The 17920-nt window shown below is 68.2% G+C and carries 13 protein-coding genes and 1 pseudogene; 7 read left to right on the forward strand and 7 right to left on the reverse strand.

Going from position 1 to position 17920, the window contains the following annotated elements:
* On the reverse strand, positions 1–2829 hold the full coding sequence (locus HMPREF3165_RS03505) for a DUF1156 domain-containing protein (protein WP_070510863.1): 2829 nt from the start codon (positions 2827–2829) through the stop codon (positions 1–3).
* Between the two features lie 146 nt (positions 2830–2975).
* Here HMPREF3165_RS03505 and HMPREF3165_RS03510 point away from each other — a divergent pair, with 146 nt between their 5' ends.
* The 3 genes from HMPREF3165_RS03510 (at position 2976) to HMPREF3165_RS03520 (ending at position 5529) form a co-directional block, all read left to right on the forward strand.
* Positions 2976–4070, forward strand: coding sequence for a DNA cytosine methyltransferase (locus HMPREF3165_RS03510; protein ID WP_070510865.1), 1095 nt, complete (start codon positions 2976–2978; stop codon positions 4068–4070).
* 196 nt (positions 4071–4266) lie between these two features.
* Positions 4267–5025, forward strand: coding sequence for a siderophore-interacting protein (locus HMPREF3165_RS03515; protein WP_070510898.1), 759 nt, complete (start codon positions 4267–4269; stop codon positions 5023–5025).
* A 132-nt stretch (positions 5026–5157) separates the two neighbouring features.
* Positions 5158–5529 (forward strand): hypothetical protein, encoded by a 372-nt coding sequence (locus tag HMPREF3165_RS03520; RefSeq protein WP_070510867.1) that lies wholly within the window; start codon positions 5158–5160, stop codon positions 5527–5529.
* A gap of 6 nt (positions 5530–5535) precedes the next feature.
* On the opposite strand, the gene HMPREF3165_RS13665 is transcribed toward HMPREF3165_RS03520, so the two are convergent.
* On the reverse strand, positions 5536–5925 hold the full coding sequence (locus tag HMPREF3165_RS13665) for a ribonuclease HepT family protein (protein WP_060956994.1): 390 nt from the start codon (positions 5923–5925) through the stop codon (positions 5536–5538).
* Positions 5922–6392 carry an XRE family transcriptional regulator gene (locus HMPREF3165_RS03530; RefSeq protein WP_070510900.1) on the reverse strand — a complete coding sequence of 157 codons (471 nt, stop codon included), beginning with the start codon at positions 6390–6392 and terminating at the stop codon, positions 5922–5924. Before HMPREF3165_RS03530 ends, HMPREF3165_RS13665 begins: the two co-directional genes overlap by 4 nt.
* Positions 6393–6942: 550 nt before the next feature.
* Here HMPREF3165_RS03530 and HMPREF3165_RS03535 point away from each other — a divergent pair.
* The 3 genes from HMPREF3165_RS03535 to HMPREF3165_RS03545 all read left to right on the forward strand — a co-directional run bounded on the left by HMPREF3165_RS03535 (position 6943) and on the right by HMPREF3165_RS03545 (position 10713).
* A complete protein-coding gene (locus HMPREF3165_RS03535) occupies positions 6943–7353 on the forward strand; it encodes a hypothetical protein (RefSeq protein WP_070510869.1) in 411 nt (136 codons plus the stop codon).
* 5 nt (positions 7354–7358) lie between these two features.
* Entirely contained in the window at positions 7359–8804 is a 1446-nt protein-coding gene (purB, locus tag HMPREF3165_RS03540) for an adenylosuccinate lyase (protein WP_070510871.1), read from the forward strand.
* Between the two features lie 208 nt (positions 8805–9012).
* Positions 9013–10713 (forward strand): ATP-binding protein, encoded by a 1701-nt coding sequence (locus tag HMPREF3165_RS03545; protein ID WP_070510872.1) that lies wholly within the window; start codon positions 9013–9015, stop codon positions 10711–10713.
* Between the two features lie 496 nt (positions 10714–11209).
* Here the strand turns inward: HMPREF3165_RS03545 and HMPREF3165_RS13180 are convergent, their stop codons facing one another.
* Positions 11210–11491 carry a hypothetical protein gene (locus HMPREF3165_RS13180; RefSeq protein WP_141745003.1) on the reverse strand — a complete coding sequence of 94 codons (282 nt, stop codon included), beginning with the start codon at positions 11489–11491 and terminating at the stop codon, positions 11210–11212.
* Between the two features lie 963 nt (positions 11492–12454).
* On the opposite strand from HMPREF3165_RS13180, the pseudogene HMPREF3165_RS03550 reads away from it, so the two are divergent.
* Positions 12455–12670, forward strand: a pseudogene (locus HMPREF3165_RS03550) (adenylosuccinate lyase); the annotation flags it as partial.
* A 460-nt stretch (positions 12671–13130) separates the two neighbouring features.
* On the opposite strand, the gene HMPREF3165_RS03555 reads toward HMPREF3165_RS03550, so the two are convergent.
* The 3 genes from HMPREF3165_RS03555 to HMPREF3165_RS13400 all read right to left on the reverse strand — a co-directional run.
* Entirely contained in the window at positions 13131–14357 is a 1227-nt protein-coding gene (locus tag HMPREF3165_RS03555) for a thiopeptide-type bacteriocin biosynthesis protein (protein WP_070510876.1), read from the reverse strand.
* Positions 14354–16996, reverse strand: coding sequence for a lantibiotic dehydratase (locus tag HMPREF3165_RS03560; RefSeq protein WP_083303179.1), 2643 nt, complete (start codon positions 16994–16996; stop codon positions 14354–14356). Before HMPREF3165_RS03560 ends, HMPREF3165_RS03555 begins: the two co-directional genes overlap by 4 nt.
* Positions 16993–17920 (reverse strand): hypothetical protein (locus tag HMPREF3165_RS13400; RefSeq protein WP_256274891.1); only part of this gene is annotated, 928 nt, incomplete at its 5' end. The genes HMPREF3165_RS13400 and HMPREF3165_RS03560, both read right to left, overlap by 4 nt.

A 17920-nucleotide genomic window follows, 5' to 3' on the forward strand; every position in this document is an offset into this window, starting at 1 on the left:
TCAGTGGTTCTCCAGGGTGTCGAGGTCGAGTGCGGTCTGGATGTCCGGACCGGTGCTCGCCGCGGTCCGGGCCGCGGCGGCGATCTCCGGCCAGGAGCCGCCCAGGGCGTTGAAGAGGAGGCCGGCCTCGGTCCAGCCGTGCTTCTCGGCGAGGGAGTAGAGGCGGTAGGCCAGGGACTGGAGGATGTCGGCGCCCAGGCCGCGTTCGGCGGCGGCGGAGAGGAGCCTCCCGGCCTCGTCGATGCCGCGCCGGTCGAGGGCCCGGGCGAGGTGGAGGACCACCTCCCAGTGGGAGATGCGGTCGTCGGTGCGGGGGTCGTAGTCGTCGGGGAGGTCTTCGGGGGCGATGAGGCCGACGCGGCCGCCGCCGGAGGTGAGGACGCCGGAGCGCTTGAGGGCGTCGATGGAGGCGTTGCGGGCGGAGGCGAGGGTCTCGGCCTCCCCGTAGGGACCCTCGGTGAAGCCGTGGGCGTCGAACCAGGTGAGGCACCAGCGGGTGTCGGGGTCGAGGTCGCCCTCCTGCTCGCCGAGGACCTCGTCGAGCACGGCGTTGATCTGGGTGAGGGCCTCGGAGACGCTCATGTCGGTGCCGTCGGGGCTGATGACGCGGGAGTAGCGGGAGAAGACGCTCATGCCGGGGCCGATGGCCGCCTGGGCGAGGTCGACGGGGGCGATGCCGCCGCTGCGCAGGGTCTCGACGGCCTCGGGGAGGGTGCGGCGCAGCTCGCGCATGAGACTGCGGCGGTCGGTCATGGGGGCGTCCTCGGGACGGGGTCGCAGCACGAGGACGATGGAGGAGGCCAGGGCATTAGCCCCAATACTCGTCATGCGGCCACGACGTTCGGAGCGCATGGGCCAGGTGGCGGTGATGCTCCAGCCGGAGCGGATCATGCCATCGAGGATCGTGGACCAGCCCGTGGAGGTCCGCCCTTCCGTACTGGTCTCGGTCTGCTTGAAGGCGTAGTAGACCGTCATCGGGTAGTCCGGGTTGGCACTCCGGCGGGCGTTGGCGAAGACGGTGCGGAAGCCATCCTCGAAGAAGTCCCTCGCCCCGTCCTTGCCACCATGTCGGTACGGGTTGGCGACGAGTTCCTCGGCCTTGGGGACGAGCATGGTGGAGAACAGGGAGGGGTGGACGTCCTTGAGGGAGCGACGCAGCCACACGTAGAAGAAGTCCGAGAGGTCGGAGTAGCTGATATTGTCGTAGTACGGCGGATCCGTGGAGATAACAGCACCCCGATAGTCATGTGATGCAGCATCAGTTTGGAGGACATAGGCTTGAGAACACGCAGGCACACGACTCACAGCCTCCGAAACAGCGCGGATCATGATATTCAGACTCCCCGACGAATCCGCAAAAGGGTTACTCTCAGCATAATCCCAAGCCATCGGCAAAGCTTGACGACCGAAAATATGCTGAACGATCTCCATCTGCGGACTACTCGCCCACGAGTTTATCGACGACGAATAGTCCGTAATTCTTGAAATCACAAGCCCCAGATATGTGGCAACGGCATCCGCATAGGCTGCCGCACCGACACCTCCCGCCTCGAGGCGCTCCCCCTTGCTCATCCCGCTGGCAAGAGCGTCCCGCAGCACCTGCTCGCGCGCCTCGCTCACCAGATCCGAGAAGGTAGTCAGCGCCGTCAGTTGCCGTGCTGTGAAGAGCTTGTCGAAGGTATCCATGCCGTACAGAGGAGGCGACATGTAGCGAGGGTTATCTGCAAGAACACCCATATTAAGTTGATTTACGCGGTCGAACTGAACCTCTAGTCGATCCTCGTCCATGGGAGCCTTGTATTCTCGTTTACGCCCACCTTCGCACACCACTGCCGTCATGGCAGAACCAATTTTCCCCTTCTTCCCTTGTGCCCTAATCTCCTCCATCGAGATCACAGAACCACAGGCAACGCACAGCGCACCACGGCGCCCGGAAATTGTTCCATCATTCTGCTTCGTCGGCGCCCGCTTGGGATCGTGGCCGATGGAGTACTCGACGTGGTCACCGACGACCTTCGGGACGATGTAGGCCTCCTTGCCCTTCTTCTTCCCCAGCCACCACTTCGAGACGAGGGGCGTCTCGATGCCGCAGGCCGGGTTGGGGCAGGTGACGGTCCGCGCCCAGATCCAGGCGATGACGGTAGCCATCGACCCATCGGGCAACTGGGCCCGCGGGTAGAGGTGGCCGATGCGCCTCCAGGCCTCCTCACGCATCCACTCCCCGTAGCGGCGCACGTCCTCGGCCAGGCCGTGCGCGCCGGGCCAGCTGCGCGTGCCGTCGTCGGCGCCGGGGAAGACCGGGGCTCGGCCGGCGAAGCGCGGTGGGATCTCGATGAGGGCCTTGTTGATGAGGACGGCCACGGGGTTGAGGTCGGAGGCGTGCGCCTCCAGGCCGAGCCGCTGGGCCTCCAAGGGGATGGAGCCGCCGCCGGCGAAGGGGTCGAGGACCGCGGGGGGCTCCTCCCCCGTGGAGCGGCGGATCTCCTCCCTGACCTCACGCATGAGGTGCTCATCGCCGATGTTGTCCCAGTTCACCATGCGGGTGATGAGAGTGAACAAGCGGCGGCGCTCCGCCTCCACCGCCCGCTCCGCAGCGGACTCCGGGTCGGCCTCGCCCGCGGCCCGGGCCGCCTCCAGGAACTCCTCGTAGCGCTCGGAGGGGTCGTCAACCAGCTGGGAGAAGAGCACGGCGCGCGAGGTGGCCGTGGGCTTGCGGGACCACCACAGGTGCAGAGTGGAGGGATGCCCCTTGCGGATGGATTTCTCCCGAGCGGACTGCTGGTTGATGGCGTCGAGAGGCAGCGCCACCTCAATGAGCTTCCTGGGCACGGGAGTCCTTCCTGTCGACGGAGAACGGGGGAATTCTCCGCGGGTGTGAACGGGAACATCCTACGACCGCCCTCCGACACGAATCACACCCCTGAACCGACGGTGAGCCTCGATTCGGTGTCGTACCGGCCGGCTACCCTGATTCCATGACTGCCCGCACCATCCGCGTCCTCGACCTCTTCGCCGGGGCGGGAGGTCTCACCGCGGGGTTCCACACGGCGTCGTCGCGCTTCCGCAGCATCGCCGCAGTCGAGATGGACCCAGAGGCCGCCGCCTCCTATCGGGCGACCTTCCCCAAGACCGAGGTCTACGCGGGCGCCATCCAGGACTGGCTCGCCGAGGGGACGATCCCCACCGGTGTCGACGTCGTCGTCGGCGGTCCCCCGTGCCAGGGGTTCAGCACGCTCGGCAAGCGGGACGCGGAGGACGCCCGCAACCGACTCTGGGAGCAGTACGCCCAGGTCATTCAGAGGGCCAGGCCCAAGTACTTCGTCGTGGAGAACGTGCCCGCCTTCGGGAAGTCGCCCCAGTACCGCGACTTCCTGGCCGCCACCCGGCCCGGGGAGTTCCTCGAGGACTACTCCTTCGACTTCCGCGTCCTCAACGCCGCCGACTACGGCGCCCCGCAGGCGCGCAGGCGTGCCGTCCTCATCGGGCACCGCTACGACATGGCCGTCCCCGGGTTCCCGGAGCCCACGCACTCCCCGGACGGGGGCGGCGACCTGCCCCCGTACCGGACGGTGCGCCAGACGCTGCTGGGCGTGCCCGCGCAGCCCGACATGGACGAGCGCTTCGACCAGCTCCGCACCCGAGTCGGCTCGCGGCGGGTACCCGGCGCCTTCTCCCCCCGGGAGCTGCACGTCTCCCGGTTCTACAGCGACATCTCAATCGAGCGCTTCGCAAAGATCCCCGAGGGAGGGAATCGGACGAATCTTCCGGACCACCTGAAGGCACCCTGCTGGCTCCGGCACACCTCCGGTTCCATGGACGTCATGGGACGCCTGCACTGGGACCGCCCCTCCGTGACGATCCGGACCGAGTTCTTCAAGCCGGAGAAGGGCCGCTACCTCCACCCCGTGGAGAACCGCGCCATCACCCACTACGAGGCGGCGCTCCTGCAGGGATTCCCCGACACGCACCGCTTCATCGGCTCCCGCACCTCCATCGCCCGGCAGATCGGCAACGCCGTCCCCATCCCATTGGGTGCCGCCATCGCACGGCAAGTCCTCGCGCAATTCTGAGGGCGATCCTGATCGCCGGCTCCATCGACACATCCCAGGATTCCCAATACGTCCAACCCGGCTGACCCGCCCAACGCCGGAATTCTTTCGGCATTTTCTCCTGTGTTCTCAGCAGCAGGTCCTAAGCAAGCCTTCAACCATTCCGGTTATGGTTCGCCTGAGCGCGAGATCAGACGACCGGGAGGCGGACACGCAGATGGCACGTGGTGGGAGGGGATTCCAAGGCACAGTGCTCAAGGCGCTGCGGGCGCCTGAGCACAAGCTCACGATCACCGCAGTGCGCGAGCTGGCGCCCTACACGGAGCTGACCGTCCACTGTCCGAGCCTGCTGGGCACCGGCGCCGCCATGCTGCCGCCCACCGCCTGGGTGCGCATGTGGATCCCGCAGGGCGGCCGCCAGCACCAGCGCGCCTACACCATCACCCGCATCAACCGCGAACAGGCCACCGCCATCATCCTGGTCCTGCACCATGAGCCCGCAGGCCCGGCATCGCGCTGGTCGAAGCGGGTCAAGCCGGGAGCCACCGTGTCCGTCCAGGTCATGGGAGGCACCAGCTACCGCCTGCCCTCCCCCGGCGACAAGATGCTGCTGGTGGGCGACCAGGCCTCCGCGCCCGCACTCGCCGACGCCGTCGCCGCCGCCCCGCCGAGCAGCCTGGCCACCGTCGTCATGATGGCGCCTGAGACCGGCTTCCTGCCCCTGGCCGCGCGCGACCATCGGCTCATCCGCGTCAATCCCGGGATCTCTGAGGAGAAGCTGCTGGCCGCCGTCGACCGCACCCTGTGGGCGGACACCGGGGACCTGGCCCTGGACTGGGTGTTCATCGCCTTGGAGACCAGCGCCACCAAGGCGGTGCGGCGCCACCTGATCGCCTCCGGTCTGAGCCGACGCAGCATCCAGCACCAGGGCTACTGGACCCGCGGCCGCGCCATGGGCACCACCCCCGAGGACTGAGGCCCGGGCCCCGCCCTAAGCCCTGAGCCCGGCCGGCGTCGGCTCACCCTCCCCACCGGCCGGCCTCCGACCAGGGAACCGACTTAGACTGGGGGCGCTTGCTACCGCAACCCGTTCGCCGAGGTGCTCGCCATGCGACTCATCAAGCCCGCCATTCTTGTCCTTGCCCTGACCGTCCTGGTCACCTCGATCGGAAGCCTGCTGCTCGGGTGGCAGCTCAACAGCCTCACCTCATCGCTGTGCATGCTTCTGCTCGGCCTCATCCTGCTGCAGGCCCAGAACTCGGGTCCGGGCGAGCGCAGCCTGCCGCCGTCGGGCGTTCGGCTGCTGGGGGCCGTCGGAGTCATCCTCTCCGGGCTCATGGTCGCGCGCGGCCTGTACCGGTCCGACGTCGACGTACTCCTCGCCCTGCCCGCGCTGGGCCTACTGGGCTACGTCCTGGCGCGCAGTCTGAGGGACCGGCAATCCCGCGAGGTCACCGCGCACACGACCTCGGCCCGATAGGGCCCGTCACCCGCCGGCGTGGATCCGGTCCAAGATCTCGGGAACACGCCGAGTGATTGCCATCCAGAAAAGACTGTCATCCATCGAGCGATAGCCTGCGTGTGCCGCAATGTTGCGTGTGGTTCGAATGGCCCGGCGTTCGTCCTCGGAGATCGCCACCAGGTAAGGCATGAACTCAGGTCGCTCCAGCAGAGCGGCAAGTCGGATGATCACCATGCAGGCAACGTCATAGGCTTGAGCACCGTCGTAAAACTCTTCTCGTCCGTGCGCGATGACGACGTCGATCCGGTCACGAATCAGCGCAAGCTCGGCGTCCAGATTCTCACGATCATGGCGCCTTGCCCCATCCTGCCTGGTACGCGGAGTAAAGCGAGCCCGTTGACGCTCCTCGTTCACAGCGGCACCGCCTCTCGTGCGGCGTCAGTCAGCTGAACAGGTAGGGGGGAGTCGGAAACGACGTCGGTCGGGAACCCAGTGAGTCTCTCAACGTCATCGACGAACAGGGCCAGGTCGAACAGGTCGGTACTGGTCGACGGCGTGACCAGAAGGTCGATGTCAGAGTCGAAGTCATCCTCCCCGCGGACTGACGACCCGAAAACGCGGAGGTTGCTGAGGCCATGAGATTCGGCGCAGGCGAGAATCTTGTCGGCCTGCATGGCAAGCGGGAGTGACGGTCGGTAACCGGCTGCACGCAGCACCACCTCGAGCAACTCGTCGGACACCGCACGCGCCCCGGACTCCACCTGCGTCAAGACCGACTCGTTCAAGCCAGCACGCTGGGCCAACTGAACCCGTGAGAGCCCTGCATCCAGACGCGCAGCACGAATAAGTGCCGGTGCGTCATCAGTGCGGAAGCGACCCATGAGGTCAGCATATGGCACAACCAGCCGCTCGGGACCGTCGACGACGTCGATCGAGAACGTACTTTCGCGCCGAGGACTGCGCTGTCCCCCAGATGACTGGGGGCGGAGACACGACATTTGGAGGAGAAGTACGTCCTCGGCGCGAAAGGCAGTCCTCGACATGCGCCGTTCGGAATCAGGACCGCCGCACGCATCGGTAGCGGCGGCGCCCCGGCCAGCGCGGGTCCGACGGCGCAGGGTCGATGTCGAAGTCGAGCGCCCGGTAGAAGCCGACGGCGGCGGCGTCAGTCTCGGCAACATCCGCGGTCCCTCCACGAGCTTATGATCTCCGGGCGACACAGCGCCCAAGGCATCACAGAGGCATCACATTCTCCCTGGTCGGAACTTACTTCACAGGTCCGGAGCCGGCGTGCCGTATAGGCTGGCGGGGACCGGGGAGTGCTCCCCGCCAACGACGACGGACCACTTGTTGAAAACGACACAAGGATCCGGCAGGATTTTGCCCGGTCATACCATTCCCCACCATGCCCGCCCTAGAAGGTCATCTACCATGCGACTCCTCCCTCCAGTCGTCTTCACACTTGCCACGACCGTCCTGGCCCTGACGGTCGGCGGCGGCCTGTTCGGCTGGGAAACCTCCCTCCTGACGCCGCTGAGCCTGCTCACGGTCAGTCTCATCCTCTTCCAGGCCCAGCACGTTCAGCGCGCCGAACCGTCCCAGCGGATCCCGGGCCCCTCGATCCTCGCGCTGGCCGTCATCGGCCTGGGGCTGGCGGCCGCCCTGCTCGGCCACGGCCTCTACAGCCATGAGCCCGCCGCCGCCATCAACCTGCCGTCGGCCGGCATCCTGCTGTTCGTCGTCGTGACCGCCTACCGCCGACGCCGCCCCGAGACCCAGCCCGTCCTCGTCTCGACCCAGGAGGCCCCGCTCGCAGAGATCGGTGGCAACCTGCCACAATGAGCGGCATGGTCGATCTCTCCGCAGTCTCCCCCGCCATCGCCCTGGGCCCCCTGGACGGACGCTACCGCACCGTCGCCGCCCCGCTGGTCAACCACCTCTCCGAGGCCGCGCTCAACCGGGCCCGCCTGCAGGTCGAGGTCGAGTGGCTCATCCACCTCACCGACGGCGGTGTCCTGCCCGGCGCCCCCCGCCTGAGCGAGACGGAGAAGAGCTACCTGCGCGGCGTCGTCGAGGACTTCGGGGCCGAGGAGATCGCCGAGCTCGGCGTCATCGAGGCCGAGACCCGCCACGACGTCAAGGCCGTCGAGTACCTCCTCAAGCGGCGCCTGGCCGCGGCCGCCCAGGCCCCCGGCGTCGTCGGCGCCGACGGCGGCCCCACCGTGCTGCCCACGGTCGGCGAGATCGTCCACATCTTCTGCACCAGCGAGGACATCAACAACCTCTCCTACGCCCTGACGATCCGGGGCGCCGTCGAGCAGGTGTGGCTGCCGGCCGCCCGCGGGCTGGTTGAGGACCTGGCCGCCATGGCCCACGAGCACGCCGACGCCGCCATGCTGGCGCGCACGCACGGCCAGCCGGCCACCCCCACGACGCTCGGCAAGGAGATGGCGGTCCTGGCCCACCGGCTGCGCCGCCAGGTGCGCCGCGTCGAGGCCACCGAGTACCTGGGCAAGATCAACGGCGCCACCGGCACCTTCGGCGCGCACGTCGTCTCCGTGCCCAGCGCCGACTGGCAGGCCGTGGGGCGCGGCTTCGTCGAGCACCTGGGCCTGACCTGGAACCCGCTGACCACGCAGATCGAGTCCCACGACTGGCAGGCCGAGCTCTACTCCGACGTCGCCCGCTTCAACCGGATCGCCCACAACCTGGCCACGGACGTGTGGACCTACATCTCGCTGGGCTACTTCCACCAGCGCCTGAGCGCGCAGGGCTCCACCGGCTCGTCGACCATGCCGCACAAGGTCAACCCGATCCGCTTCGAGAACGGCGAGGCCAACCTGGAGATCTCCTGCTCGCTGCTGGACACGCTGGCCGCCACGCTCGTCACCTCCCGCCTCCAGCGGGACCTCACCGACTCCACCACGCAGCGCAACGTGGGCGTGGCCCTGGGGCACTCACTGCTGGCCGTGGACAACATCCGCCGGGGCCTGGCCGGGCTCGACGTCGACCGCGCCCGCCTGGAGGAGGACCTCGAGGCGACCTGGGAGGTGCTCGGCGAGCCCGTCCAGCAGGCGATGCGGGCGGCCGCCGTCGCCGGGGCAACCGGTATGGCCGACCCCTACGAGCGCCTCAAGGAGCTCACCCGCGGCAAGAAGGTCACGCCTGAGGGCATGCGCGAGTTCATCTCCGGGCTCGGCATGCCCGACGACGTCGAGGCGCGACTGCTGGCCCTGACCCCCGCCACCTACACGGGCCTGGCCGCCGAGCTCGTCTCCCACCTGGACGACTGAGGGCCCGCCGGCGGGTCCGGCACTGGCCGGGACCGCCTACCGGCCAGCAGTTCCTTCATGGACACATGACGTCCTTCATCGACACTCATGGTCGTTCATCGACACTTTCGGGCCCTTCATCAACACTCTACGGCCCTTCATGGACATCTCATCGACACTTCATAGACACTCTGGGACCCTTCATCGACACTTCATGTACAATTGACATGTGATTGTCGATCTGACTGACCTCACGGAAGCCCTCGCTCGTTTGGCACTGGAGGGCGGCGACTGCCTTGAGATCGAGGCGAAGACATTCTCCGAGTACTCCCGCAGCGCCCTCGGTCCCACGCTGTCGGCCTTCGCGAATCTTCCTGGAGGCGGCACCATCCTCCTGGGCGTCGGCGAGGATCCAGTGTCCGTCGTCGGAGTCCAGGACCCGCACGAGCTCCAGCAGACCCTCATCTCCCAGGCTCGTCAGGGCTTCTCCACCGAGATCGCTGTCGATACGCACGCCATCACCGTTGAGGGCAAGACCGTCGTCGCCGCCAACGTGCAGGAAGTTCCCGTCAACAGCAAGCCATGCCGGTGGAGAGAGACGGGGGCGGCGTACCTCCGCCAGTACGACGGCGACTACCGCATGTCGCAGCAGGAGGAGCAGCAGCTCCTTCTGCGCCACCAACGTCCTCGGCAGGACTCCGTTGCCGTTCCCGCTACCTCCATCGACAGCCTCGACAACGATCTGGTTCAGCGCTTTCTGCGAGCGGTTCGTGCCGGCTCCACCGCGCTCAGCGGCCAGTCTGATACCGAGGTCCTCATCAACCTGAACATCCTCACCGAGGACGGAGAGGCGACCCGGGCAGGGCTGTACGCGCTGGGCCGTTATCCCCAGAGGCACTTCCCCGGCCTGTCCATCACAGCCGCCGTCACCGACACGAATGACGCGGTCAGAGCAACAGATCGGCTCACAATCGCGGGCCCCCTGCCTCAGATGCTCGCCGACGCCGTCGATTGGGTCGCACGCACCACGCAGACACGCATCCAGTTCGGGAATGATGGGCACGGCCGCGATATCCACGAGTTCCCGCTCATCGCGGTTCGTGAGCTCGTCGCCAACGCTCTCGTCCACCGAGACCTCTCCGAGCCCGCACTCTCGAAAGGGGTTGAGATGCGTCTGCTGCACGACCGCCTCATCATCTCCAGCCCAGGTGGTCTGTGGGGGCTGAGCGTGGATCAGCTCGGCACACGAGACGGGAAGTCTGCGGTCAACGAGCACCTCTACACCATCTGCACCTTCGCCACGGACCACGAGGGACGGCGCGTGATCGAAGGCTTGGGCTCCGGTATCCGGGAGGTCCGTCGCGCCCTGCGAGAGGCAGACATGGAACCCGTCCGCTTTCAGGACACCGGTGTACGTTTCACGGCCCTGCTTCCCCGAAGCACGCTCCTCTCACCCGAGGATCTCACCTGGTTGTCCGGCCTTGAAGCCCAGGGCCTCGGCATCGAGCAGCGCCACGCACTGGTCGAGATGCGGCACGGAAAGTCGTGGACGAACTCCGCCTATCGCCGTCGCTTCGGCTGCGACTCCCAGCAGGCCCGTCGTCAGCTCCAGGAGCTGGTGAACCGGGGCTACGCCGAGGCCCAAGGACAACGCGGCTCCACCTCCTACGTTCTGGCCTCCGACAGCACTCGACCGACTTCCGGCACCACAGACATCACTGTTCCCCCAGAGATCTCCGCCCTGTCCACCAACACGCCCGCCGTCTGGGCCAGCCTCGAGGACGGGCCACGCACGCGCCAGCAGATCGTCGAGGCCACAGGCCTGTCACCGCGCCAGGTGACGTACGCGCTCAAACATCTCGAGGAGGCCGGATTCGTTGAGAAAGACGGCCGTCGAGGTGACACCACCACCACGTACCGCCGCGCTTGATGCGCGCGCCGCCGAGCTCGTCTCCCACCTTGGACGACTGAGGGCCCGCCGGCGGGTCCGGCAATGGCCACGTGTCCATAGCGCTGACATCAGCGCGCCAGCCGTCGAACCACCTGACACAGATCGTTGGAATCCCAGGGTTTCTTTCCGGCTGGGAAGTCAGTGCAGCGCTGATGTCAGCACCGTGGACACCGAGACCTCACCGGGCCTCTTCCCTTCGCCCCCACCCTCACCTCTAGGACCGCCCGCCTGCCCCGGGTTCTCACCCGACCGAGTGTCTCAGAAGTGAGGAGACAGCACAGAAGATCCCCGGCTCGTGGAGTACACCCGAACCGTAAGGCAGCGATCCCTCCGATCATCGCCGCCTCCAGCAAACCCCGCACAATTCGACTTCCCCACTATATACAAAGCCAACCAGAGGCAATTCATGTGTGAGTGGATGTTCTGCCTCTATAGATTGAGAACGCGCAGAGGTATTGAATCCAGAATAATTCACTCAACTCCAGGTCAAACCGTAGACCGTCGACGATGCCACAAACAGGAGGACGGACACTATCGCGAACATCGCCTTAGCCCCCGTCCCGGAAGATCGAATTGAGCCGACGGCACCAAGCAACGCAGCAACCATTCCGACAGCACCCAACATCCGGGCGGCCAGGATATGCCCACCATCGACAGCGACGAGAATACCGGCCACAGCTGTAGCGGCGACACCGACGACCAGTCCAACGATTGTCCTCACACGAACAGAATTTCCAGGACCGACAGATTCACTCATAGAAAATACTCCTGTCTAGAAGGACGCTAGACACCTCTGCACCGAAGGATTATCGTAGAAACTCAACTTCCAACGATTATCCATGCGACGAGGACGACAATTGCGAGCATGACGCCGACATGAGAGGGGGAGTCGCTCGACATCAACTCTAGGCCAGCATCAGAGGGGAGCACCAACGAGGCGCCACTTATCAGAATAGCACAGATCACGTCCAACTGGGACCCGAAAGACGATCGAGATCGCCCCGGCAAAACTACACAGCACGATGCCTGGAGCGAAACCAAAGACATCCCAGGAAAACCCTACTGAAGTAGGGTAACCGACATCGTTTTCCGCAGAGAGCATAGGCGGCTGACCTGCGTCACCGTCAGCAATCACCGCTCAGGCGAAGGAACTAATGTAGGCTACCGCGACTGAGACAAGAATGATGACCTCACAACGTGGCCTTATCTGCTCCGTTGAGGACGACAAACCCAAACACCTCCCCACGACTGGCCGTCACACCCACCGCACTGACCGCCCTGCGCTCACCAAAGCCCCTGGCCAGCCCTCACGCAGCCCTGGACGGAGCATGACGTAGGCACTTCACGAATCTCCCCTTGTCGACGTGAAAGTCGATTGTGTACCTAGCAAATCATCACGTCGGGGACCGGAGGAAGTGGCCGACGAGACTCATCTGGAGTGCCCGCGAAGGGGATTCAGTACCTCACTGAAAAATGCCCGCAAAACTCGTGGGCCGTGGTGGACACGATAAGTGGGTTGCCCAGTGCAGGCCGGGGCCGTAATCTCCCCAACCTGTCGGGGACGGCCTGTTGCATCAGGTACTTTCCCAGGCCCGTGTCGTCAGCCCCGTAGGTCTGGATCAGGCGCTGGAGGACGCCCCCGGAGGCCCGGACCGGAGCGTGGTGCCATCGGCGAGCAGAACCTCGAGACGCCTGGCCTGTGCCTCGATGAGCAGGCGGGCTCCGGTGTGCGGGGTGCGCCGGGGCGACCGGCATGGCCGACCCCTACGAGCGCCTCAAGGAGCTCACCCGCGGCAAGAAGGTCACGCCTGAGGGCATGCGCGAGTTCATCTCCGGGCTCGGCATGCCCGACGACGTCGAGGCGCGACTGCTGGCCCTGACCCCCGCCACCTACACGGGCCTGGCCGCCGAGCTCGTCTCCCACCTGGACGACTGAAGGCGCACAAGCAGATCAGACCGGGAACCGGCGACTAGGGACTGTTGCGAAAGTGGGGTGAAGCGTCCGCGTGTTCGTACCTTAGGGCGCGCGTTCGTACCCTTTACCCCTCGAACGCGAGCCCTAAGGTACGACCGCGACGTCGGCCACTGGCGAGAACCGGCCTCCGCCCGGACATATGCAACAGGACCTAGGAGTCACAGGCCGACCCAGGCGCTGCGCCCGCACTGCACGAGGGTCGGGTCCTACCCACCAGGGGTTGTGCGTACTCCACGAAGGTCCCGACCGCATGGAGTACCCCCGAACCTCCCCTAGTAGCACCCGCCCCTCGTGGAGTACCCCTAGGCCCAGCCTGACGGCAGCTCCTTCATGGACACTCTGGCGCCCTTCATCGACAATCAGGGCCCTTCTCATGGACACTTCGGCGCGCCTCGGGGCTCCGGGGCCAGGCGGCGCCCGGCTACCCGACGGCGGCTGAGGGCTGGGCCGGGGGCACGGCGCCCCCGGTCAGGAGCTGTCGGGCGCACAGCCCGGCGATGCACTCCTCGGCCGGGTTGAGGCCGAGCCGGTTGACGTCGATGTGCAGCAGGTCCAGAGCCCGGCGCCCGCCGGTGCCGGCCCCCATGACGCCGATGGCGCGCCCGGCGTCGTCGGCCAGCTCGCCCACGGCCGCCGCTGCCTGACTCCAGGACGGGATCTCATCGAACTGGAACTCGATGACCTCCAGCAGCTGCTGAACGATCGGCCCCAGGGCGCTGCCGTCGCGCAGGTGCGCGGGGAGCCGCGAGCCCCACATCCGCAGGTGGGCGGAGAGCAGCTCGGCCTCGGGCAGTGGCGCACTGCGGGCCGCCAGCGCCAGGAACCGCGCGGCCAGGGCCGCCCGCGGCACCGGCCTCGGGATCTGCCAGACCTGGTGGTCCAGGCACCATCGGCTCGAGACGTAGAAGTGCCGCTCGGCCTCCTCGACACCGGCCACTCCCCCGTACTTGTCGTACTCGGGGCCGTAGACGCCGAAGGTGATGCCGGGCCGGCTCGCGCCGATCCCCCCGGTCATCGGATCGGAGACGAGACGCTCGACCGTGCGCGCCTCGGTGCGCTGGGCCACGGCCCCCAGCTCGCGCATGCTCGCGTAGGCCTCATCCAGGACGCCCTCGACGGCCTTGAGCCGCAGCCGGATGTGGTGGCCGCGCAGGTCGACGAAGCGCAGGAAGTGCGCCGAGCGGATGTCCCACTGGCCGCGGGCCCGATCCAGCCACTGGGCGACCTCGGGCAGCAGGGCGTCGGTGTCGTCCCCGCCAGCACAGTAGATCCGCGCATACAGCCAGCCGACCCCCTCACGCTGACCGGCCATCGCCGCGCTCCGCTGACGCATCGCGCTGTGCTGGGCACGCAGGTTGCCGAAGTCGGCGGCCGCCATCTCCAGGGGCTGGATCCCCGGGATCGAGCCACCAGCCTGCGACGTCGCGCCCCCCAGGCCGACCATTCCGGCCTGGCCGGCCTGACTGGGCTGGCCCATCTGGCCCACCTGGTCCATCTGGCCACCCTGGCTCGCCGGCCCGGTGCGCTCCGCCTGCTCACCGGCCCGCGAGCGCCCGCCGAGCCAGCGCAGCCTGCGGGAGCGGATGAGCCGGCTGGGCTGGTTGCGCTGCTCGCGCCGGTTGGACTGGACGTCGTCGTGCGTGCTCATGCCATGCCTCCCAGGTTCTTGGGCCACTGGAGTCCCACCAGGTACTCGGCCACCGTCGGCTCACCGTCCTGGGTGAGCCCCAGGGCCTCGCCGCGGGCCGGCAGGGCCTCGACAAAGCTGATGTGGGCGGCGCCGGGGTCGATCCAGCCGCGCAGCGCCAGCAGCGACACCGGTGAGGTGAGGTCCACGTAGCGGGGCTTGTGCTGGTCGAAGGTGGCACCCTGGGAGGGCATGTGCTGGTGGACGAACACCTCCGTGGGTATGCCCCACTGCTTGCGCAGGTCGTCCATGTGCAGCAGAGTCGTGGTCAGGTCGCGGTCCATGAGCGGAGCGATCTGGTGGGCCGGGAAGGTCCACGACTCGCGGCGGGTCACCAGGCGGCCGGCCACGTTCCGCTCGGAGTGCATCACCTCGTCGGGCAGAGGCCCGTTCAGGTCCCGACGGCGGCTGGTCCAGTGGTCCGCGAAGGGGGGCAGCCGGGACCAGGGGTCGCTCAGCAGCACCAGCCAGGACAGGTAGCCGCCCAGGAGGTACTGGGGGGTCAGGCCCAGGTAGGCCAGTCCCACGGGCCCGGCGTCGTCGGCCAGGAACAGGGTGCTCGTGGCCGGGTCGTGGACGAGCCGCAGGGAGCTGAGAGGGACCGCCTCCGGCGCCCCCGGCTCACCGGGCAGCCCCAGCGGCGGCAGGAGCCCGCAGGAGACGGCCTGACCGGTGTTGCACTCGGTACTGGCCTGGATCTCCAGGACCCGCTCGGTACCCCAGGAGGTGCGGATCCGTGTGGCCAGGCGCTCCCGGAAGCCGGAGCCCAGGAGCCGGTGGAAGCGGGCCTGGAGGGAGCCGTTGGCATTGGTGAAGGCGTTGACGACGGTCAGGCCCCCGCCGGCGGCGTAGGTCCGGGCGCTGGGGGCCACCGGCTGGAGGAAGGCACCCAGGTGCCTGGGCGAGCCGGAGAACCCGCCGGACAGCGCGGCGCGCTCCTCGTCGGGGCCGGCGGCATAGTCGAGCCCGGCGGCGCGCAGCATCTCCTGGTCGCCGTCGGGGGCGTGGGCGATGGTCATGAAGAAGGCCAGCGGGTCCTTGCACACCCCGCCGTTTCCGAACAGGGAGACGAAGCGGGCCACCATGAGGTCGTAGATGTGGGAGCGGGCCACCCAGGGGTCGGCGAGCTCGCCCAGGGTCTTGACGTCCTGCTCGAAGGGGGCGTCCTCGAGAGGGTCGACCCAGCTGCGGGTCGACTCGCGGTCCTCGTAGAGGAAGCCGCTGGGGCGCTCACCGAGCTCGCCGTCGGGGAAGACGCGCTCGGCCAGGCGCACAGTGCGGTTGAGGAGCTCGGCGCGGCCGGGCCCGTCAGCGGCGCCGACGGCGTCGTCGAGCCGGGCCAGCCAGGCCAGATCCTTGCCCCACTGGCGCTGCTGCTCCGGTGAGAGCGAGGCGGCCAGCAGCGGGAAGGGGTTCTCCCCGCGGTACCAGGGCACGTGCGGCACGATGGCGCCGGAGGCCAGCAGCCGCTCCAGGCGCAGGCGCGGGTCGGCGCCACCTACGCGCTCGCAGGCGTCGCGCACACTGAGCACGGCGTGCATGCCGCCGCCGGTGAGGGCGTCGTGGGTCTCCTGGAGCCAGCGGGCGGGCTGGATGGTCTCCTGGCGGAAGACCATGCCGTTGCCGTACTCGTGCTCGCCGACGACGGTCAGCGCCTCCGCCTCGACCTCCCGGGAGGGGTACTGGCCGTAGGCGCCGGCCGCGTCCGGGCCGGGTGCGGCGCTGTAGGAGCGGCGCACGGGGGCGGGCTCGAGGTAGAGGGCGCCGTCGGCGGCCAGGTCCTGGGCGGTGGCGCTCAGGATGCGGTAGGCCAGGTGGGTGGCCACCATGCGGTGGCTGCGCCCGGTGGAGGGCTGTCCCGCCTCGTTGACGGTGGTCAGTCCCGAGAAGGGGCTGGTCTTGAGGGCGGCCCGGGTGGCCAGGGTGTAGAGGGTGCGCAGGACTCGGGGGTCCTCGAGCCGGCGGCCGCGGGTGGCCAGGGTGGAGACCAGGGCCGGGGCGGCAATCGCCAGGGCCTCCTGGTAGCCGGGCTCGTCGAGGCCGGCCGCCAGCAGCTCGCGGCTGCGGTCCAGGTCGACGTCGACCAGGACGGCCAGGCGGGCTCGGGTCTCCTCCTTGCGGGCCACCAGGGCGTCCCAGCGCTCCAGCAGCGCGCGCAGCTCGGCGGGTAGGGCCGCCAGGACCTCCTCGGACAGGTCGGTGGCGCGCCCCTGGAAGACGCAGCGCTTGGCGCGCAGGACCGGGCGGCGCTCGGCCTTGTCCAGGGTGGGGACGATCTCGTAGAGCGGGTCGAGCAGCTGGTCGGCGGCGCCGTCGAGCACCTCGTCGAGCCGGCGCAGGTAGTCCAGGGTGCCGATGACGGCGGCGCTGGTCTCGGGGACTGCCCGCACCGGCAGCCCGCCCAGGCGCACGAGGGTCGGCAGGGCCACGGCGGGCTGGGCCAGGGCCGGGGGCTCCGGCTCCGGTGCCGGTACCGGCGCTGGTACGGCGGAGGTCGGAGCGGATGGGATGGGCTCCCCGGGGGTCACGGCGGATACGGGCTGCGGCTGTGGCTGTTGGGAGGGGGAGGCACCGGCACGAGAGAGAACCGGCTGCGTCATAGGAGGAAACCTTTCAAGAGGGCGTACAGCCAGTAGCCTATCCATACAATGCTCATCACGAAGGCCACCAGTCCGAGAAGAGAGCACGCCAGTCCGTAAATGAAGTAGCCCCAGCGCACCGCGGGCCGCATGACGGCCAGGCCCGGCGGCAGCGGCTGGCGCGTCAGGATGCAGCGCAGCACGAACATGGAGCGCCCGCGCAGGTTGACCGAGCCGGTGGCCGCCTCGACCGCGGCGACGCCGTCGGACTGGGTGAGGGGGTTGAGGTTGGTGACGAGCATGGTGAGCTGGAAGGCGCACAGGGTCAGGGCCACCTGGCGCACCGTTCCCGTCGAGGCCCAGGCGACGGCCGCCTCCAGGCCGCAGACGACGCCGTCGGAGAAGATGCCGGCCAGGGCCAGCATGGTCAGCCCGCTCCGGGAGCGCACCCGGTAGGAGTCGGTGCGGTCGACGTAGGCGATGGGGATCGCCCAGAACATGAGCGCCACCCCCAGTCCGCGGATGGGGGTGCCCAGGTAGCCGGCGACGATGGCGTGCCAGGACTCGTGCAGCAGGATGCTCACCAGCTGGATCGCCACTGCCGTGACGAAGACCAGGACCCCCGGGCGGGGTCCCCCGGCCAGGGAGCTGAGCGCCATGGCCCCGGCCGCATACCCGCAGGCGGCCAGCGCCAGGAAGACCCAGCTGAGCGCGGGGGCCGGCAGGCGCTGGAGCAGGGTGACAACGGGGGCGACGATCCGGTGGTACTTGCGGGCGATGATGATGCGGGGCAGCCACCAGCCCCCGCTGCGGCGGGGCCTCTCGACCTTGAGGTGGCGGGCCCGGCGGGGCTGGGCCGTGTGGCGTCCGCGGCTGCGCCTGGTGCGCGCCGGGGCCGCCGAAGCGTCGGGTGCGGCGGGGGCGGCGGGGGCGGGGGTCCCGCCC

The organism is Actinomyces sp. HMSC08A09 (assembly GCF_001807465.1).
In the GTDB taxonomy this organism is placed as follows: Bacteria; Actinomycetota; Actinomycetes; order Actinomycetales; family Actinomycetaceae; genus Actinomyces; species Actinomyces oris.